Genomic DNA, 16,843 nt, shown 5'->3' with positions numbered 1-16,843 from the left:
AACTAGCCGTTAGGACGCAAGCCTGTCCCACACCTCGCTAGCCAGCGCTTCCGCGTCGTCGAGCACGCTGCCGAGCGAATCTGGGGTAGTACCGGGCGTGCCGAACAGCGCGTGGGCACGGGCGGCGAAATGTGCGGGCGCGTTGGGAAGACCTTCAGTGGCCTGCACCGCCCCTTTCTCATTGAGCACCCAGCACCCGGCCTGAGCATGCAGCGCCTGAACAAGAAGGCCAACAACTCGGAAAAGGCTACCGGCGACATAGAAAGCATCGCCGCGAGCTGCTCCCTTACGAGCACCTGACAGAGTAAACGGCACCGCCCATCGCGCATTGGCGATCAACGCCGAGCGGAGCGGTTGTGGGTAGCAGCGGGTCTCTTGCTGCAACGCCACCAGTTCCTGGCTCGGATCAGCAAGGACCAGGCCGAGGGCCAGCTCACCCACGTAGGCGTGCGAGTACACCCCCAGCGGGTGGCCGGCCTGGGTTCCCACCTCGAACTGCCCGACCTGGCACTCCTGCCAGATCCGGTGCACCCGGTTCAGGTCACGATAAATCCAGTACACCTGGAGATCATCCACCCTCAACCAGGCGCCGCCGTCCACCCACGGGCCCCAGCCGCCGGGCTCGGTCACCTCAACCGCCCTGCCTGTCAACTCAGCGGCGAGTAGCCGCAAAGCAGCAGTATCCAGCGGGGGGCGGTAATACAGGCCAAGGTCATAGTCGGAGTCAGGACTGTGAGTTCCCCTCGCCCGGCTACCGCCTAGACACACCCCGACGACACCGCCGATGCTGACGAGCCGGTTTGCGATGTCCGTCAGACGATCCACAGCCCTGAGTCTGCTAGCCGAGACCGGCCGTGGCCAATCGGTTATCCACAAGCGGCCGTGTTGCATGCAGCGATCTCGGTAGGTCCTCGTCCGCATCACCGGGCACCGCCCGTCGTGTCGCCGTGAAGAAGCCGGGCCGATCAAGTCCGCTGCACCGGCAGGCCTCGGTCACCAAGGCTGCGACATCCCGCCTGCGCCTGGAATACGACGCAGTTCGCATACACGTACTCCGCCAGTTGAACCCCGACCAGCGGCCCTCAGGCCGGACATCCCCCTTGTCGCCTCCCGGCCAGCTCGGCCGGAGGTTCCCGCACAAGCTGATGGAGGTTTCACCGTGAGCTGTTCCACCCTCATTGGGGTCACCGCGACCGGCGGCGCCTACGCCGCACGCTGGTTGCATGGGGGCGGCGACCCCGAGCAGATGCTGCGCCTGCTGCGGCGGATCTGGCAGCACGCCTTCGGCCGGCACACCCTCGCCATGAGCGAGGCGCTACTGCGCCACGACTGGGTCACCCTCGACGGTGCGGCCCCCCGCACCGGCCGGCGCACCAGCGAACGCCCGGTGCATGGCGTCGGCTACACCACCGACCTCCAGGACGGGATCCGCCGCGGTCGGGTCGACGACCCGGCGCCCGGCTACCTCGAGTGGATGTACCCCATCGATCTGGCCACCGACACCATCCTCGTGTACGAGGCCACCTGCCACGGCCGCTGGCTGCGGCACAGCCAGCACCCCCTCGACCCCGATCTGGCCAGTCCAGTGCTGGGTTGCGGCGGCCGCTACACCGACCACGGCCACAACTGGGCTTCGGCCCACCTGTGGCTGCCGGATGCCCGCGCCGGGCTCGACGTCGAGATCTGCCTGGCGGCCCACCCGCACGGCGCGCCGGTCATCCGGTTCACTGACGCCGCCGCCCACGCGATCACCGCCGCCACCACAGCCACCACCGGCATACAGGGCGGGCCCGGGCGGCAGGCGCCGTGGCTGCGCAGCGTCGGCACGGAGTTCGACCTGATGTGGCCCGACCGGCGGGCGTCCCGACCGTACCGGCTGCGCCGCGACGCCGACGGGCTCCTGCTGCTCCAGGCCGACGTGCCGGCCTGGTCGTGGCGGCTGCTGCCCACCCCGGCTGAGGGGACGCCGCGATGACCTACCAGCCGGGCGAGCGCGTGGCGCTCGTGCACACCACCGACCCGCACACCCCGCTGCGGCCCGGTGACGAAGGCACGGTCCGCCGCTACGACCCCGACCGGCGGATCGTCGACGTCGACTGGGACAGTGGCTCCCGGCTGGCGATGGTCCTCGACACCGGTGACCGCATCCGCCGCATCGCCGGACAAGACGTGAGGGACCCTGACTGGCAGCGGGTGCTCGACGCGCTGCGCGGCGCGGGCACCGCCGCCGGACGGGAAGCGGCGCAGTGGTGGGCCCAGGACGTTCTCGGTGGCCGCGCCCGCGGCAGCGTCGCCGCGACCGCACGGCAGGTCCTGACCGCGGTCGACGACGGCGATCCCGCAGTGCTCGACGGCCTTCCCGCGGCCGACCGATACTTTCTCACCGAGGACCGGGACCGGTATGCCGAGGCGGCCCCGGACGGAGCGCCGGCGTGGGACGGCCTGACCACGGCCCGCTGCGACCAGACACGGTGGGCGTGGTGCGACGGCTTCGACGCCGCGGTCACCGACGAGGTCGCCCGGCAGTGCCGGGTGCTGTTGAACCCCACCGGGGACGACCGCGACCTGAGCCACCTGCACCCGAAGCAGGTGCGCATCGGTGAGCCCGGGGTGTTCACCGGTGACTGGGCGTGGACACCGAACCCCGACGGCGAGATGCGGATCCCGGTGGGATTCGTCGGGACGCTGGTCGACACCTGGAACGGGTGGGCGGTGTTCACCTGCACCCGGCAGGTGGCCGAGGCGATCGTCGCCGACCAGCAGGCCGCACGCGACCGGTACCGGCAGCACCTCGCCGACCAAGGCGTCACCGGCAGCGACCTGGACGATCTCGTGGACGAGTCGATGGCCCGGATGCGCTTCGACGGTGACGTCATCGACGTCGACGAAAGCCGGGTGCACTACGACCCGGAGGCGATGCAGCGCATCGCTCCGAACGCGGACGGCGAGTACATCGTCATGGGCTGGGCGTGGACGTGGATCCCCGTGCACCCCTACGACTGCGACCACCTTGTCGGCGACATTCCCGCCCCCGGCGAGCAGCCGAGCTCTGCTCCCGGCGCCCCGTGACCCCGCCACCAGTCATGGCAATCCCACGACCACGATCGGAGCAACGCGGATGCGCGACGACGTTGACGACGAGTTCAGCGACTACGCCCACGAGGAGATCCTGCAAGCCCTGGTGCTCCAGCTGCTCACCAGCGACGAGCTGGACCAGCTCTGCGACGACGCCGACCTGCCCCAGCTCACCGCCGGCGACGGCGACGGCCAGCCGGTGCACATCACCTCTGCCCGTACCTACCGGGACGCCCAGGTTCTGACCCTCGACCGCGGTGTGTGGCTGGAGCTGTCTGACGGCAGCGTGTTCGGCCTGACCGTGCAGGTCTCCCGACGGCCAACCACCGAGGTCACCCTCCGCCGCCGATAACGCCGGTTCGCGCACCAGTTGCCCGGCTCGACTTGATCGGTGCGGTGCCAGGTGCGTTCATCGTCGTCGCCCACCGCCGGGTGTGCGCCGGCATCCGCCTACCGGCAGCCCTCCGGGTTGCCCCCTTTGAGCAGCTCATGGAGGTTGCTGGCCGTCCTGCCACGGGATCGGCCCGCCAATCCCCATCTCCGCCGCGCGGACACCGCACCACCGCCGCGCACCCGGAGACGGGTGCGCGGGCCCCACCCCTACGACAGGAGACCAGCATGGACCCTGCAGCCCCACCCGCCAGCCCCGACGACAGCGCCCCGGACAACGCGACGTCCGGGGACCGTCGTCCCGGCTACCTCTACCGGCAGGTCGCCGCCTACCTCGCCAGCCACCCCAACCAGGTGCTCAAGGTCGGTGAGATCACCACCGCGATCGCCGCCCGCTCCTCCGGGGCGGTGTTCGAAGCCCTGAAGAAGATGGCCGCGGCCGGGTACGCCACCCACCACACCGGCCCGCACCGATTCCAGATCACCCAGGCCGGCATCGACGCCGCAGGCACCCTCCCACCACCCCTGCCCCGCACGCCGACCATCAGCGGCGGCGGCCGGTCGAGACGGCAGCCGGTAACACGGCCGAACGGGGACCTGTACTTCCCCCGCAAACTGGCCGGCGCCACCGACGTCGACGTGCTGCGCCGCCTGCGTGAGAAGCGAATCCCGGTGCTGCTCTACGGGCCGCCCGGCACCGGCAAGACGGCCCTCGTCGAAGCGGCCTTCCCCGACCTGCTGACCGTCGCCGGGACCGGGGACACCGTTGTGGAGGATTTCCTCGGCAACTTCATCCCTCTCCCGGACGGCGGCTACGAGTTCGTCTACGGCCCCCTCGTTGCCGCGATGCGGGAAGGGCGGGTGCTGCTGGTCGATGACGCGACCCTCATCGCGCCGAAGGTCCTCGCTGTGCTGTACCCGGCCATGGACGGCCGGCGGGTCATCACCATCCCCGGCTACCGCAACGACCGTGTCGAGGCCGTCGATGGGTTCTACGTCATCGCCGGCCACAACCCCGGCGTGCATGGCGCGATCCTCACCGAAGCCCTCGCGTCCCGCTTCGACGTGCACATCGAGGTCACTACTGACTGGGATCTCGCCCGCCACCTCGGCGTCCCCGCCCCCGCCGTGCAAGCGGCCATCGCCCTCAACACGGACCTGGCTGCCGGCCGGGTGTCGTGGGCGCCGCAGCTGCGCGAGCTGCTCGGCTTCGCCCGCGTCCGCAAAACCCTCGGCCTGCCGGCGGCCGTCGCCAACCTCGCCGGCCGCGCCCCCGAAGACGACCGCGAGTCGGTTGTCGCCGCTCTGCGGCAGCAGTTCGGCACCGACATCACCGCGCTGACCCTCGGCAAGCAACGCTGAAAGGAGCCCCATGCCCCACCCCCGCACCCACCTGCAGCCCGACACCACCACATCCGGCGTCGCCGATCCTGCCTGGCAGGACTGGAGCACCGCCTGGACCCGGCACGTCCCGGTCCTGACCGGCCGCACCGACCTGACCGTGACGGTCGCGCCCGGCGCTGGCGGCGGCGCCCCCGCCTGTTTCTACCCGGACACCGGGCGCATCGAAGTCGACGCCAGCCACATCGGTGCCCCCGATGTCGCCAACCCCCGCCGCGCCGGCCACAAGAAGCTCGTGCCCACCGCCTACGGGCTGCTTGTGCACGAAGCCGCCCACGCCGCCCACAGCCAGTGGCGCACCCCGCCCGGCACTCCACCAGTGGTGGCCTCCGTCGCCGAGGTCCTCGAAGAGTCGCGTATTGAGTATCGGCAGCGCAGCCGCCGGCGCGCCGACCGGCGGTGGCTTCGCCACACCGTCACCACGCTCCTCGACCCCGGCGACGCGCCCGTCGACGACCTGTGGCACGCCGGACACCTCGCTGGACTGCTCCTCGCCCGCGTCGACGCCCGCATCATCACCGCCAAAGACATCCGCGGTGTCCGCGCCGCCGTCACGGCGATCCTCGGCCGCAAACGCCTCCTGCAGCTGCGTGACGTGTGGCGGCAGGCCCACACCGTCGACGACACCGACGCGGAGGCGATGATCGACCTGGCGTGGCGGTGGTGCCGCGTCCTCGGCATCAACCCTGATCAGCAACCAGATACCCCCGTGCCGGATCCGGGTGTGTTCGCCGGCCGGCTCGCCCAGGCCCTGACCGACTACCTCGCCCACGCCGCTGGCCTCACCCCCAGCGAGTACCAGGCCCGGCAGATCACCGCCCGCTTCTCGGTGCCCGCGACGTGGACCCGACGCGACCCCACCGACGGCGAACGCGCCGCCGCCCGGCACCTCGCCGCCCGACTGCGCCGCGCCCGCACCCACCACCCCGAACCCGACACCCGGCCCAGCGTCATCCCACCCGGGAGGCTGCGCACCCGTCACGCCATCACCGCCAAGGCGCAGATCGCCGCCGGCACCATCCCCACCGCCACACCCTGGCAACGCCGCGCCGCGCTGCCGCCGCCGAAGCCGACCCTGCACCTGGGCGTCGTCGTCGACGTGTCCTTCTCCATGCACCCGTACGCGGCGCCGATGTCGTCGGCCGCGTGGATCCTCGCCCACGCCGCCCGCAGCAGTGACGCCATCGCGGCCACCATCGCCTTCGGCAGCGACGTCACCCTGCTCATCGGCCCCCGGCAACGCCCCACCCACGTGCAGGAGATGCGCACCTTCGGCGGCAGCAGCACGTTCATCGACGCCGTGAAACTCGCCGACGAACTGCTGCAGCTACGCCAGCCCGGCAGGCTGCGGATGCTCGCGGTCGTCTCCGACGGCGACCTCTACGACATCCCGGCCGCGCAGCGACTCGTCAGCGCCTTGCACCGCGCCGGCTGCGCCGTGCTGTGGCTCCGCCCCGCCGACCTGGACGGGCACACCTTCACCGACACCACGACCCTCCTGGTGGCCGACCCGGTGCAGGCCATCGGCCACATCGCCGACGCTGCCGTCACCGCCCTCGAGCAGGCCTGACAACAGCCCGCTCCACCCGACCGGACCTGGACAGACGGCCGCCACTGCCGCCGCCAGACGCCGCGGATGACTCCGCGTGCCTGCTCGACCGGCACGGGATCGGGTTCTTTCCCTGCACCGCCTCAGCCGCTTGCCCGGCTACGCCGCGCAATCCGCGCACCCCGGGCACGGCCGCACGGCCGTGCCCGGGACCCCCGCCTCTTACATCTCGGGAGACACCGTGAGCGACAGGCACCGCCTACCGATCACCTCACCGGCTGACCTGATCACCGCCGTGCCCTACCTGCTCGGCTTCCACCCCACCGACAGCCTGGTCCTCGTCGGCCTCAGCGGCTCCACGGTCGCCGTCGTCAGCCGCACCGACCTCCCCGACCCGGCAGATGCGGTCGATTGGGCCGACGAGGTGATGCCTCAGCAGCTGCGCATGCTCCGCCACGCTGACGTGACCGCCGCGATTGTCATCGGCTACGGCCTCGCCACCCAGGTCACCTCAGCCGTTGACACCGTCACATCCCGGCTGCATACCGCTGGCTTCGACGTGTTCGACGCGCTGCGGGTCACCGACCGCCGCCGCTACTTCTCCTACCTCTGCCAGAACCCCACCTGCTGCCCCATCGACGGCATGCCCTTCGACCCCGACCGCAGCGACCTCGCCCTGCATGCCATCGTCGCTGGCCACACCACGCTGCCCGACCGGCAGGCGCTGATCGCCAGCATCGCCTCGATCGACGGCCCCGCCCGCACCGCCGTCACCCGCGCCACGTACCAGGCCCGGGCACGCCGCCGCGCCCTCTCCGCACAGGGTGGCCGTGGCGCGCTGATCCGCGCGGGCGAGGCGATCGTGCGGGAGACATTCACCCGCTACGCGAATGACCAGGTGCTCACCGACGACGAGCTCGCCTGGCTCACTGTGCTGCTGCCCATCACGGCGATACGCGACGCCGCGTGGCGGGCCACCGACTCCCAGCTGTGGCATGTCGCGCTGTGGAGCGACATCACCCGCCGCGCCCAACCCGACCTCGCCGCCCCACCCGCCAGCCTGCTCGCCTTCGCCGCCTGGCGCAGCGGCGCCGGAGCCTTGGCCTCCGTCGCCGTCGACCGGGCCCTGCAGGCAAATCCCACCTACACCCTCGCCCAGCTCATCGACCGGATGCTGCGCGAAGGACTCCCCCCGGCCGTGCTCGACGGCTGGCTCGACCAAAGCGCGCCCACCACGCCCTGACACGACTCGCCGCCGCCCATCAACCCCATCGCCTTCGGGGGACACCTATGTCTGACGACCTCGACATCCTGCGACGACTCACCGACGGTGAGGGCTACGCCCTCGACGCCGACGAACTGGACCAAGCCTGCGCGCAGCATCCCGACACCGTGTGCGCGCTGATCTCGGCGGCCGCCACGATCGCTGCCGCCGACGCGCAGATCACCGCGCTGACCAACGCCGCGAACCTGCTCTGCGACGTTCACGCCGACGGCGGCGCCGACACGGTGCTGTCCATGCGCGAGCGCCTCGACCGGATCGCTGACACTCTCACCCGCGCCCTCGCTCAACGGGACAAGGCCACCGCCCGCCTACGGCAGGAGTGCCGTGCCCTCACCGAGCTGGGCGCCGGCCTGATCACCCGTCCAGTGACAGCCCCAACCCGCCCGCTGACTAACGGCCAGCGCACACCCGGTCACGCCGGACCGCTGTCGCCTACACACCCACCGGTACTCATCGGCACTCACGGACCTCTACCGGCGGCGCCGGCAACTCCCGCGCCCCGCACCTCATCCCGGCTGTGGGGGCGCCTCCATGTCCGCTCACTGAAACCAGAAGAGGAGAACACCACAGATGACCAGCACAGACATCACACCCCGCGAGCCGGCACTCGAAACCATCCTCCGCGCCAGCTGGGAGGCCTTCCACCCCGGCCAGCAGGCGCCACTGGGCTGGCTCACCCACACCACCGCCCAAATCCTGTCCCACCTGCGGCAGGCCCAGACCTGCACCCCATCCGATAACGCCCACCCCGACGCGCCGAACCGGTTCCACCGGCAGGTACGAGAAGCGCTCGCCGACGCCGTCCACACCAAGCAGGTCAGCATCGACGCCGCGAACAGCCTCCTGGAGGTCCTCGACCTGCCGCTGCTGCCCCGCCGCTGGCAGGTCCGCCTCACCCTTCCCCTGCTCATCGACGTCACCGCCACCACCCGCGAGGACGCCTTCACCCGCGCCGAGAACACCATCGAAGCCGCGCTGGCCGACCTGCCCACAAGCATCGAGTGGGACGGGCAGGACGGCTACGAAGCCCTCGGCGGTGACCTCGACGCCGACGAGCCACCCACGTACGACAGGCCGGAATTGACCGACAGTTTCTCGGTGGCGTCCTGCGCAACCGCCGACCCGGCTGATCGCACCGCTCACGGCTGAGCCTCGGCGTCCTTCGTTGACCGCCGCCGACACCCGACCCGTCCTGACGCGCAACGAGGCGGCCAACAATGGTCTCCGCCGTGCGCGATGTCACCCGTTCCTTCCCCGCGGCGTCCCAGTCTCACGTCCTAGCCGGAACGCCGCCGCTGCTCTCTCCGGGCAGAGAGTGATCTCGTATCCCTCGTGCTGGCACACCGAGGACGTGCCGCCCCTCACCAAACCCACCCTGCCACCAGCCCGGGCCGCGATGCCCGACGGCCGCAGCCCCGCTCGTGCGGGGGCCAGGACCTCTCTGTCGAGAAAGTAGGGGGAACAAGGCCTGGCACGGCGTCCCCGGTGCTGGAGTTCCGACGGGTGCTCCCGTGCGTTGCTACCGGATCGGCCGACGCAGCCCGTGGCGCCTACCCCCCGTTCACGCCTTCACCGGTTGCGCTGATCACCATTGCGGTCAGCGCTTCCGGCGGCGGCCGGGTTTGCTGGGAGGCCGCGCGGCGCGGGACGAGCGAATCCGCCCAACGTCACGACGGCGACTTGATCTATCCGAAAAGTCGAGCGTCACTCGTCACGGCCGCCACCCCGGCGAACCCGACAGCGGGTCCCCACACCGCTGGCCAGGGGTGGCGGCCACCCGAGTCGCACCGCACCGGAAGGGCAGCAACTGATGTCGCAGCCGCACCGCCGCGCCATACCGCACCACGTCACCGACGTCCTGCTGTGGCGCCTCGCCACCGACGTCGCCGCCCACCACCTCCCCGACCCCGAACGGCCCGGCCACTGCGCGAACCTGCGCCGCCACGACGAGGCATACCCGTGCCCACCGGCACGCGACGCCCAGCATGCCGACCAGGCCGCGACCCGACCCACGCTTCTCGCCCGCGGCCGGGCAGGTCTCGCACCGGCCGCCGCCGCCGCGGCACGGTTCGCCGGCTGGTTCGGACCCCAACAAAGCCTGGCAACGCCACCGCAGCGGCAGACATCGTCACCACGAGCCGCCTGACCTTGGCCGCGCAACCTGCGACATCCGCCGCCGTCGCGCCCCCCGTCCACGCTGGCGATGCGACCAATCGCCGGTCCCCAAACGAACCGAGGACTTATGAAATCAAGTTGCTCACCATGGGCCAGTGGATGGCACGGCGACCTACGCATTACGAGATCAAGTTGGTGACCTGCGCCTACCTGGACTCGACTAGCCTGACGTGCGGAAATGCCTCTCGGCGTCTCTCAGCGTCGGTGGTCGCGGTCCGGCCTCTTGAGGACTAGATGAGGACTGCTGCCCGCCGCGCACCCGACCGCCTGATCCGTAGATCCCAAAGAGCACTTCGCAACCGTTCGGCGGAGTTCGCGTCGCCCTGGTCGTCCGCACGCTCGGCAGCTCCATCGGTCCGGTCTCGTCCGGCGTCGTTCGCCCCAGTGGCTCCCACCGAGGACTGAGACCTACAGCGGCGCAGTCCTGCACAGTGGGCACGTGTGCCGCCCGTCGGTGAACTCGGCGATGTAGTACTCGGTCGAGCGAGCCGTGCCTGTCTCGTGATGCTGTCCCGTGTTCCGGTCTACCAGGATCGGTGCGTTACCGGCGACCGAGTCGAGGAAGGATCCCGACTCGATGTACCGCACAGACTGGTAGTAGAAGACCCAGCAGGTGGGGTGCTCCTCTACGTTTGTGATTGCAAGCGGTGGCACGCCCGGCTCCGAGGACATGTCCCGCAGCACCGCCTCCGCCGTCCTTCTTGCGTCCTGTTCGTTGATCACCCGCACATCATGCCCATCACGCCGGAAACGCGTGACCTCCGCCTTGCAAAGATCAAGCTCTCTGTCGGCTGGCGTCGCTCCTCGTCGTTGACCTGCGCGAGCTGTCAGCCACCGTCGCCCACTCCCGACCGATGTTGGTCGGCTTGGCTGTACCGGTGGCTGTACCGTTGATCTATGACAGCGGCCGAGAAAGGGTACGCGGGACGCTTCCGCGACCCGAAGTATTGGCTTCGTGGCTTGGCTGCTGGCGAGATCTTCGTCCGTTGCCCACGCTGTGCCGGACGGGCCTCGGTCCTTCCTGATTCTGAGTCAGCCGATGGCACCCGGAATCATGTCTGGCTGCGCCGTAGGCTCAGTTGTCTCGGTTGCACGTATACGGCCGACTGGGATGCTCCTCGCCGCGCAGGCGAAAACGCCCGAATATTGCCTGAGTTCTCGGGCCCGAATGACCCGTACTTTGGCCTACCCCTCTGGCTTTCGGTTGACTGCCGCGGCCGAGTGCTCTGGGCATACAACGCCGAGCACCTGGACCTGCTGGAGGCGTACGTGTCCGCTCGGTTGCGGGAACGCGGGCGGGACATGGGGTGTCAAACCCTTGTCGAGCGCTTGCCAGCGTGGATCAAGGATGGCAGGAACCGCGCCGACGTGCTGGATGGGGTAAGGCGACTTCGGGCACTGCTGGCCTGACCGTCGACGAACGGCACCGTCAGTTTGGAAGAGCGCGCTCAACCGGTCGTGATGCCCGAAACGCCTGCTCGTGGCTGCCGGCCCGCTCACCTCTCGTGCCCGCCGGTGACCGTTCGGCCCGATTGCTACTGGCCCGTCGATGGCCCGGGCGGCTCACCCCACAAGGTTCAGGACCCCTAGGACAATCGACAAGGCGATCGCGACCAGCGTGATGCCGGCGACGGCGCGCACGACTGTCCGGGTGGCCCGGCTGCCTCCGGTGGCCTCAGCAAGGCGGCCCATCATCTCCGTCCGCGCGTCGATGGAGTACGGGTTGGTGCTCGTATCCATGTAGCTGCGCTTCAACCAGTCGCGGTCGGGGTTCGGGTCCTGAATCGTGCCCATGCACCCAGTGTGCGCCGTGGCGCAAGTGCAAGAAAGACTCCGGACGGAGCACGGATCTCCTCGTCGGGCAGTTGAAGACCGTCCAGCCTCCCCGGACGGGGACAAGGTGGAGAGCCCTACCGGACGAGTCTCAATGGCGGTTGCCAAGCGTCGGCGTGGGCGCCGGCGACCGGAGGGCCTGGGGTTTGGAAGAAGATCGCGGATGACTGGTCACGGTAACCTGCCCTGCTCAAGCCGTCCGCCGCTGTCGGATTACGTCGGCGTTGGTTGGCGGCCTTGGCTGTACGAATGGCTATATGGCGGTGGGGCGCTGGCCACACCACGGCGCGGGCCGGGCTCGCTGGGCACCAGGCATGGATCTCCACGGCTACGCTGTGACGCACCATGGCAAGGGGAGGGTCGGTGCGACATCGACTGCGGGGCGTCGCAATGCTGCTGCTCGGCGCGGTGCTACTAGGCACGGCCGGCCTGAGCATCGGCTCCTGGTATGGCGGTCGCGGCACCGTACCGCTCAGCCCCGACCGGGCTCAGGAGGTGGCAGCGGAGCTGCTGCCCGGGGCCGAGCCAACCGGCAGCAACATGCTCGTCCGCGCCTTTCGGTACGGCGTCGTCCTGGCTCCTGATGATTTCAGGTCCGCTCACGCTGACTTCCACTACGGCGACGGCTACGGCGACCGCGCCGACTGCGCGCTCTCAGACCAGCTACGGCGCAACGCCGCATCGCGGGGGTGGCAGGACCTCCATCGCGTTCCGGGCGACCCGTGCGACGGCTGGCGAGCCGAGGCGGGCGGTCTGATGGTCACGCTCACCCACCGGCCGGCCGGGTCGACGCTGAACGTCATGCCGGCCGCGCCGGACAGGTTCCTCATCTCCACGCTCATTGGCACCCTCCTCGGCGCCGCCGCCGGCACGGCGCTTTTCTGGCTGGTGGCGCGGCGACGTCCGCCCGTACCCCGGCTGGTGCGCACGCTTGTGACGGTCGCCCTACTCCCGGGGGCCGCCCTCACCTGGGCGGACCTGTTCACGTACCGGCTCGCCGAGCCGGTGTGGCCCATCTGGCGGTCACTCGCTCCCCTGCTGGTGCCGCTGTGGCTTGTGCTTCTGCTGGCCGGATTGATCGTTCTCGCAAGGCGGCAGAAACCGACCGGCCCCGCCATCGAGACCACGGCTGCCGTGAATGGAACTAGCCCAAGTGCCAGCAGGGGTGGCTAGCAGGTTGTGCCCGTCGAGCTGGCGCGGGATGGGATCTTGCATCCTGACGGACTGTGCGGATCTCCTCGTCGGGCAGTCGTAGACCGTCCAGCCTCCCCGGACGGGGACAAGGTGGAGCGCCCTGCCGGACGAGTCTCAATGGTGGCTGTCAAGCGGGGCTTGCGGCGGGCAGGGTCTCCTCGGTCGGGCAGGCTTGCTCCTGCCCGGGGTTCTCGGTCGGGTCAAGGCTCGCCGTAGGCGAGCGCGTAGCGGCTTGGCCTTGATCCGACCAAGGTTCTCGGGCAGCCCCTGTGGTGCCCGGCCGAGGAGACCCGTTGCGGTCTCTGAGGGAGGGTCGGGGGTGCGGGGCAGCGCCCCGCTCCTTAGGGACGGCAGGGTTGGTGGCGTCGACGCGTCGTGCCTGTTCGGGTCAGGGTTGAGTACCGCGCCGTGCTGCGAAGTTCAGGAAGTCTGGTGCCTCCAGCATTGGGTCGTCGGCGTCGTGGTAGTGGAACCACACCTCGTCGCTGCACCGGCGGTCGAGGACGGGGAAGTACCAGTAGTCGCCTGTGCCGACGGGTGCCACCGCGACGAACGATCCGTCCGGGAACTCGGCCTGGCTGACGGAGACGACGTCATCGACGTGCTGCGCGGATCCTGCTGTGGGTATGGGCAGCAGGTCGAGGAATCCGAACTGCCCGCCGCCGTAGCGCCTCATGAATGCCTTGTACTGCTCGGGCAGGGTCGCGCCCAGCGCTCGCTCCGCCGCGGCGACGTCCTCCGCCGACGCGGTCAGCCCTTCGATCACCTTGAAGTCTTCGATTTCCTCGAAGCCGGACCTGGCCTCCCGGGCGCGGAGTGATTGAACGTGCTGGTCGAACTCCTCGAAGTCCATGCCGTCGATCATCTCCGACTCCTAGCCCGGTGTTGTTGGTGCTGGTGGTTGGAGTTGGAAGCAGCGGTTGTCGCGGAGCAGTGCCCAGAGGACGTCGACGCGGCGGCGGGCGAGGGCGATCAACGCCTGTTGGTGCTTGCGTCCCTCGGCGCGTTTGCGCTGGTAGTAGTCCCGGTTCGGGCCGTTCATCCGCAGGGTGCTCAGCGAAGACATGTAGAACACGTGGCGCAGCCGCCGGTTGTAGCGCTGCGGCCGGCGCAGGTTGGCGACGCACTTGCCGGAGTCACGGGCCACCGGCGCCAGGCCCGCGTAGGCGGCCAGGTGATCAGGGCTGGCGAAGGTCGACAGGTCCCCGACCGCGACGATGAACTCTGCCGCTGCCAGTGCCCCCATGCCGGGCAGGCTGCGGATGATGCCGGCCTGCGGGTGGCTGCCAAACGCCTGCTCAATGGCCTTGTCGGTGTTCTTCAGGCGCTGGTGCAGTTGCAGCAGGTGGCTGGCCAGCCCGGCGGCGAGCGCAGCAGCGGTGTCCTGTCCCGGCAGGGTGAGATCCTGCTCAGCCGCGGCGGCCAACGCCTGATCGGCCACCTTGGCGGCGTTCACTGCCCGATGCCGGCGCAGATGAGCGATGAGCTGCTTGCGTCCGGCGGCGCGGATCTGCTCGGGCGTCTGATAAGCGCTGATCAGAATCAACGTCGCGACGTTGGTGAAGGTCAGCGCCCGTTCCAACACCGGGGAGATTCCGAGCATCAGCCTGCGCAGCCGGTTCACGGTGCGGACCCAGTCTTCGACCAGGTCAGCGCGGTGCGCGACCAGCAGCGCCAGCTTGGCGATCAGCTCGGTCGGCGTCTCGACCGGCAGGAAGTCATGCCGCATCCGGGCAGTGTTGGCGATGACCACCGCATCCCGGGCGTCGGTCTTGGCCTCGCCGGCGAACCCAGCCGACATCGTCTTGACCGTGCGGCCCGGGATATACACCGTCTGCTGCCCGGCCAGCGCCAACATGGCCCGCAGCAGCGCGGTCTCGCAGCCGACCAGGTCGATTGCCCACACCACCTCGTCATCCGCGCTGACCCGGCCGATCAGGTCCGAAATCGCCTGCTGATCGTTAGCGACCCGCGTCGACCACAGCACCCGCCCTGTCGTGTCCACCGCCGCGGCGTGGTGAGCCTGCTTGCCCGCGTCAACGCCTACCCATACCTGCGCCAAGCCGTCCTCCCGAAGCACCCTGATCCAGGTCACCTCGGACAACCCCGCCGGCAGTTCCTTAGCAAGCGACGACTCGCAGATCTCAATCAGCGGCCAAGGCGCCCTGGGCTGGTTGGGCGGCCGCTCGTCCATGGCCACCTAACGGCAAACGACCTTGAGCCACACCCAACCAACCCGGCGGCCCGGAACACCATCCAGACGCAGCAACCCTAAGGAACGACCTTGTCACCCTGGCCCTGGCCTGATCGGCTCGCCTGGGTCGGCGGTAGGCGGGGTGGCATCCCACCACCCACGAACCGGAACCGTTCGGCAACCCCATCCCGGAGTCGTCTGGCCCCCGCCGGAGGCATGCCCGTAATCTGCCGGCGCGCCGGCCGATGCCGGCGCTTGCGCCGCCAGCAGGCCGAGCGCGTCCGGCGCGGCCCGCCTGCGGGCAGCCTTGATCTAATAGAGCGGAATTCGGCAATGCGCGTGGCCGGCGCAGTGTCCTCCGTCGACTGATGTGCGAACGTGTCCGCCAGCTGATCTGCGACACCTCAGCGCGCTGATCGCGGCCATGAGCGGTCATGCGGCTACCGGGCATGTGGTCGGTTCAGAGGTGTGCTTCGGCCATGGAGTAGGGCACCATCTGCGGTATGACGCGACCCGGCGGCAGCCATCAGGCCAGAGTCCTTGCTGCTACCTCGTTGTTGCTCCTCGTCGGCATTGCCGCGGGTGCCTGCTCATCGGAGGATCGAGCAGCCGTGGCTTGGCGAAGTGTGCGCTGCCGGTGGCCCAGAACGCCGGCTTCCCGGAGGGCTCCTCTCCTCGGCGCGAGGGGATCGAGGTTGAGGATCTCGGCAAGGGCAGTTACCGGGTCACCGGTCGATCCGTGTTAGTCGGCGAGCAGACCAGCTCCGTGAGCTTCGTGTGCGAGGTGGCGCCTGACGCAAGCGACAAGTTGCGCGGGTTCAAGGTCACCCGCCTGGACGTCACGCCAGACTGAGCCGACTTGGGCTCACCGCCGTTGCGCACCGACGGCGGCAATTGCGGAAACCGCCACGCGTGTTGCGGGATGGTCAGGGGCGTTCCGTGGCCGGCGCAGCGGACGTGCCTAGCTTTGGAGCTCCTGGGCGGCCCGGACGATCAGTCGGCGTGCGTCTTCGCCGGTGACGGCTTCCTCCCAGAGTCGTTCGATGGCTCTGGTGTAGGTGGCTGCTTCGTCGTCGCGGTAGGTGGTCTCGCCGACGAAGGTTTCCACGATGGCGACGTCGTCGTACATCTGGAAGGAGTTCTGCGGGGTGGTGGCGAGCGGGACGCCGAGCGGCAGGATGCCGAACCGGATGTTCGGAACGCCGACGACGGTTTGCAGCCGGTCGAGCTGGCCGCGCATGACTTCGGGCGAGGTGAGTAGCCACCGGAGCACGGGCTCGGCGAGCAGGAACTCGAACCGCTTGCTGGTGTCGTAGAGGAGCTGTTGGCGCTGCATTCGGGTGGCGACTGCGGTGTCGACGTCGGCGATGTCGAGGTTGTGCAGCTCGACCATCTCGGTCAGGACGCGGCGGGCGTAGTCGGCGGTCTGGACCAGCCCGGGTACGTACACGGTCTCCAAGTGCCGGATCAGGCGCGACTCGACGACAAGCTGGTTGTAGCTGTCCTGAACGGCGGCCTGACCTTGACGCATCCGGCGACGCCAGCTGCGGTGCGCGGCCTGGACCTGGCCGAGCATCCGCAACAGGTCTTGAGCGGCGGTGTCGTCAGCACCGCAAGTCCGCGCCCACGCATATAGGTCGGCGGGGGCCGGCATTTGGCGGCCAGACCGGCGCGACCCTGGCCGACCTGATGAAGCGACTCGGGCACTCGTCCATGGCAGCAGCTCGCCGATACCTGCACGCCGTCG

Annotated in this window: 16 protein-coding genes; 10 read left to right on the top strand and 6 right to left on the bottom strand. The window is 69.6% G+C overall.

What is annotated here, in order from left to right:
* Positions 1-9 precede the first annotated feature (9 nt).
* On the bottom strand, positions 10-825 hold the full coding sequence (locus tag ACTWLT_RS21695) for a nucleotidyltransferase domain-containing protein (protein ID WP_445319967.1): 816 nt from the start codon (positions 823-825) through the stop codon (positions 10-12).
* A 334-nt stretch (positions 826-1,159) separates the two neighbouring features.
* Here ACTWLT_RS21695 and ACTWLT_RS21690 point away from each other — a divergent pair, with 334 nt between their 5' ends.
* The 8 genes from ACTWLT_RS21690 to ACTWLT_RS21655 all read left to right on the top strand — a co-directional run bounded on the left by ACTWLT_RS21690 (position 1,160) and on the right by ACTWLT_RS21655 (position 9,846).
* A complete protein-coding gene (locus ACTWLT_RS21690) occupies positions 1,160-1,975 on the top strand; it encodes a hypothetical protein (RefSeq protein WP_445319966.1) in 816 nt (271 codons plus the stop codon).
* A complete protein-coding gene (locus tag ACTWLT_RS21685; protein WP_445319965.1) occupies positions 1,972-3,069 on the top strand; it encodes a DUF4314 domain-containing protein in 1,098 nt (365 codons plus the stop codon). Before ACTWLT_RS21690 ends, ACTWLT_RS21685 begins: the two co-directional genes overlap by 4 nt.
* 49 nt (positions 3,070-3,118) lie before the next feature.
* Positions 3,119-3,427, top strand: a complete 309-nt coding sequence (locus ACTWLT_RS21680) for a hypothetical protein (protein ID WP_445319964.1) — start codon at positions 3,119-3,121, stop codon at positions 3,425-3,427.
* Positions 3,428-3,693: 266 nt separating this feature from the next.
* Positions 3,694-4,827, top strand: a complete 1,134-nt coding sequence (locus ACTWLT_RS21675; protein WP_445319963.1) for an AAA family ATPase — start codon at positions 3,694-3,696, stop codon at positions 4,825-4,827.
* 10 nt (positions 4,828-4,837) lie between these two features.
* Positions 4,838-6,436 carry a VWA domain-containing protein gene (locus ACTWLT_RS21670; RefSeq protein ID WP_445319962.1) on the top strand — a complete coding sequence of 533 codons (1,599 nt, stop codon included), beginning with the start codon at positions 4,838-4,840 and terminating at the stop codon, positions 6,434-6,436.
* A 220-nt stretch (positions 6,437-6,656) separates the two neighbouring features.
* A complete protein-coding gene (locus ACTWLT_RS21665) occupies positions 6,657-7,658 on the top strand; it encodes a DUF4192 domain-containing protein (protein WP_445319961.1) in 1,002 nt (333 codons plus the stop codon).
* 612 nt (positions 7,659-8,270) lie between these two features.
* Positions 8,271-8,849, top strand: coding sequence for a hypothetical protein (locus tag ACTWLT_RS21660; RefSeq protein ID WP_445319960.1), 579 nt, complete (start codon positions 8,271-8,273; stop codon positions 8,847-8,849).
* 661 nt (positions 8,850-9,510) lie between these two features.
* Complete coding sequence (locus ACTWLT_RS21655) at positions 9,511-9,846, top strand: hypothetical protein (RefSeq protein WP_445319959.1); 336 nt, start codon at positions 9,511-9,513, stop codon at positions 9,844-9,846.
* 437 nt (positions 9,847-10,283) lie between these two features.
* Here ACTWLT_RS21655 and ACTWLT_RS21650 read toward each other — a convergent pair whose 3' ends face one another.
* Together ACTWLT_RS21650 and ACTWLT_RS21645 are read right to left on the bottom strand one after the other, a co-directional pair.
* Positions 10,284-10,598: a YrhB domain-containing protein gene (locus ACTWLT_RS21650; RefSeq protein ID WP_445319958.1), complete on the bottom strand. Its 315-nt coding sequence runs from the start codon at positions 10,596-10,598 to the stop codon at positions 10,284-10,286.
* Positions 10,599-11,438: 840 nt separating this feature from the next.
* Complete coding sequence (locus ACTWLT_RS21645; protein WP_445319957.1) at positions 11,439-11,669, bottom strand: hypothetical protein; 231 nt, start codon at positions 11,667-11,669, stop codon at positions 11,439-11,441.
* Positions 11,670-12,098: 429 nt separating this feature from the next.
* Between ACTWLT_RS21645 and ACTWLT_RS21640 the strand changes: the two genes are divergently transcribed.
* Complete coding sequence (locus ACTWLT_RS21640; protein ID WP_445319956.1) at positions 12,099-12,881, top strand: hypothetical protein; 783 nt, start codon at positions 12,099-12,101, stop codon at positions 12,879-12,881.
* A 409-nt stretch (positions 12,882-13,290) separates the two neighbouring features.
* Here ACTWLT_RS21640 and ACTWLT_RS21635 read toward each other — a convergent pair whose 3' ends face one another.
* Both ACTWLT_RS21635 and ACTWLT_RS21630 read right to left on the bottom strand, forming a co-directional pair.
* A complete protein-coding gene (locus ACTWLT_RS21635) occupies positions 13,291-13,767 on the bottom strand; it encodes an SMI1/KNR4 family protein (protein ID WP_445319955.1) in 477 nt (158 codons plus the stop codon).
* A 9-nt stretch (positions 13,768-13,776) separates the two neighbouring features.
* Complete coding sequence (locus ACTWLT_RS21630; protein WP_445319954.1) at positions 13,777-15,102, bottom strand: IS110 family RNA-guided transposase; 1,326 nt, start codon at positions 15,100-15,102, stop codon at positions 13,777-13,779.
* A gap of 631 nt (positions 15,103-15,733) precedes the next feature.
* On the opposite strand from ACTWLT_RS21630, the gene ACTWLT_RS21625 reads away from it, so the two are divergent.
* Complete coding sequence (locus tag ACTWLT_RS21625) at positions 15,734-15,949, top strand: hypothetical protein (RefSeq protein ID WP_445319953.1); 216 nt, start codon at positions 15,734-15,736, stop codon at positions 15,947-15,949.
* 108 nt (positions 15,950-16,057) lie between these two features.
* Here the strand turns inward: ACTWLT_RS21625 and ACTWLT_RS21620 are convergent, their stop codons facing one another.
* Positions 16,058-16,627 carry a DUF5753 domain-containing protein gene (locus ACTWLT_RS21620; RefSeq protein ID WP_445319952.1) on the bottom strand — a complete coding sequence of 190 codons (570 nt, stop codon included), beginning with the start codon at positions 16,625-16,627 and terminating at the stop codon, positions 16,058-16,060.
* Positions 16,628-16,843: the final 216 nt, after the last annotated feature.

This window comes from Micromonospora yongxingensis, assembly GCF_052601155.1.
The sequence above is the reverse complement of the archived record's forward strand: the minus strand, read 5'-3'. Positions and strand labels throughout refer to the sequence as shown.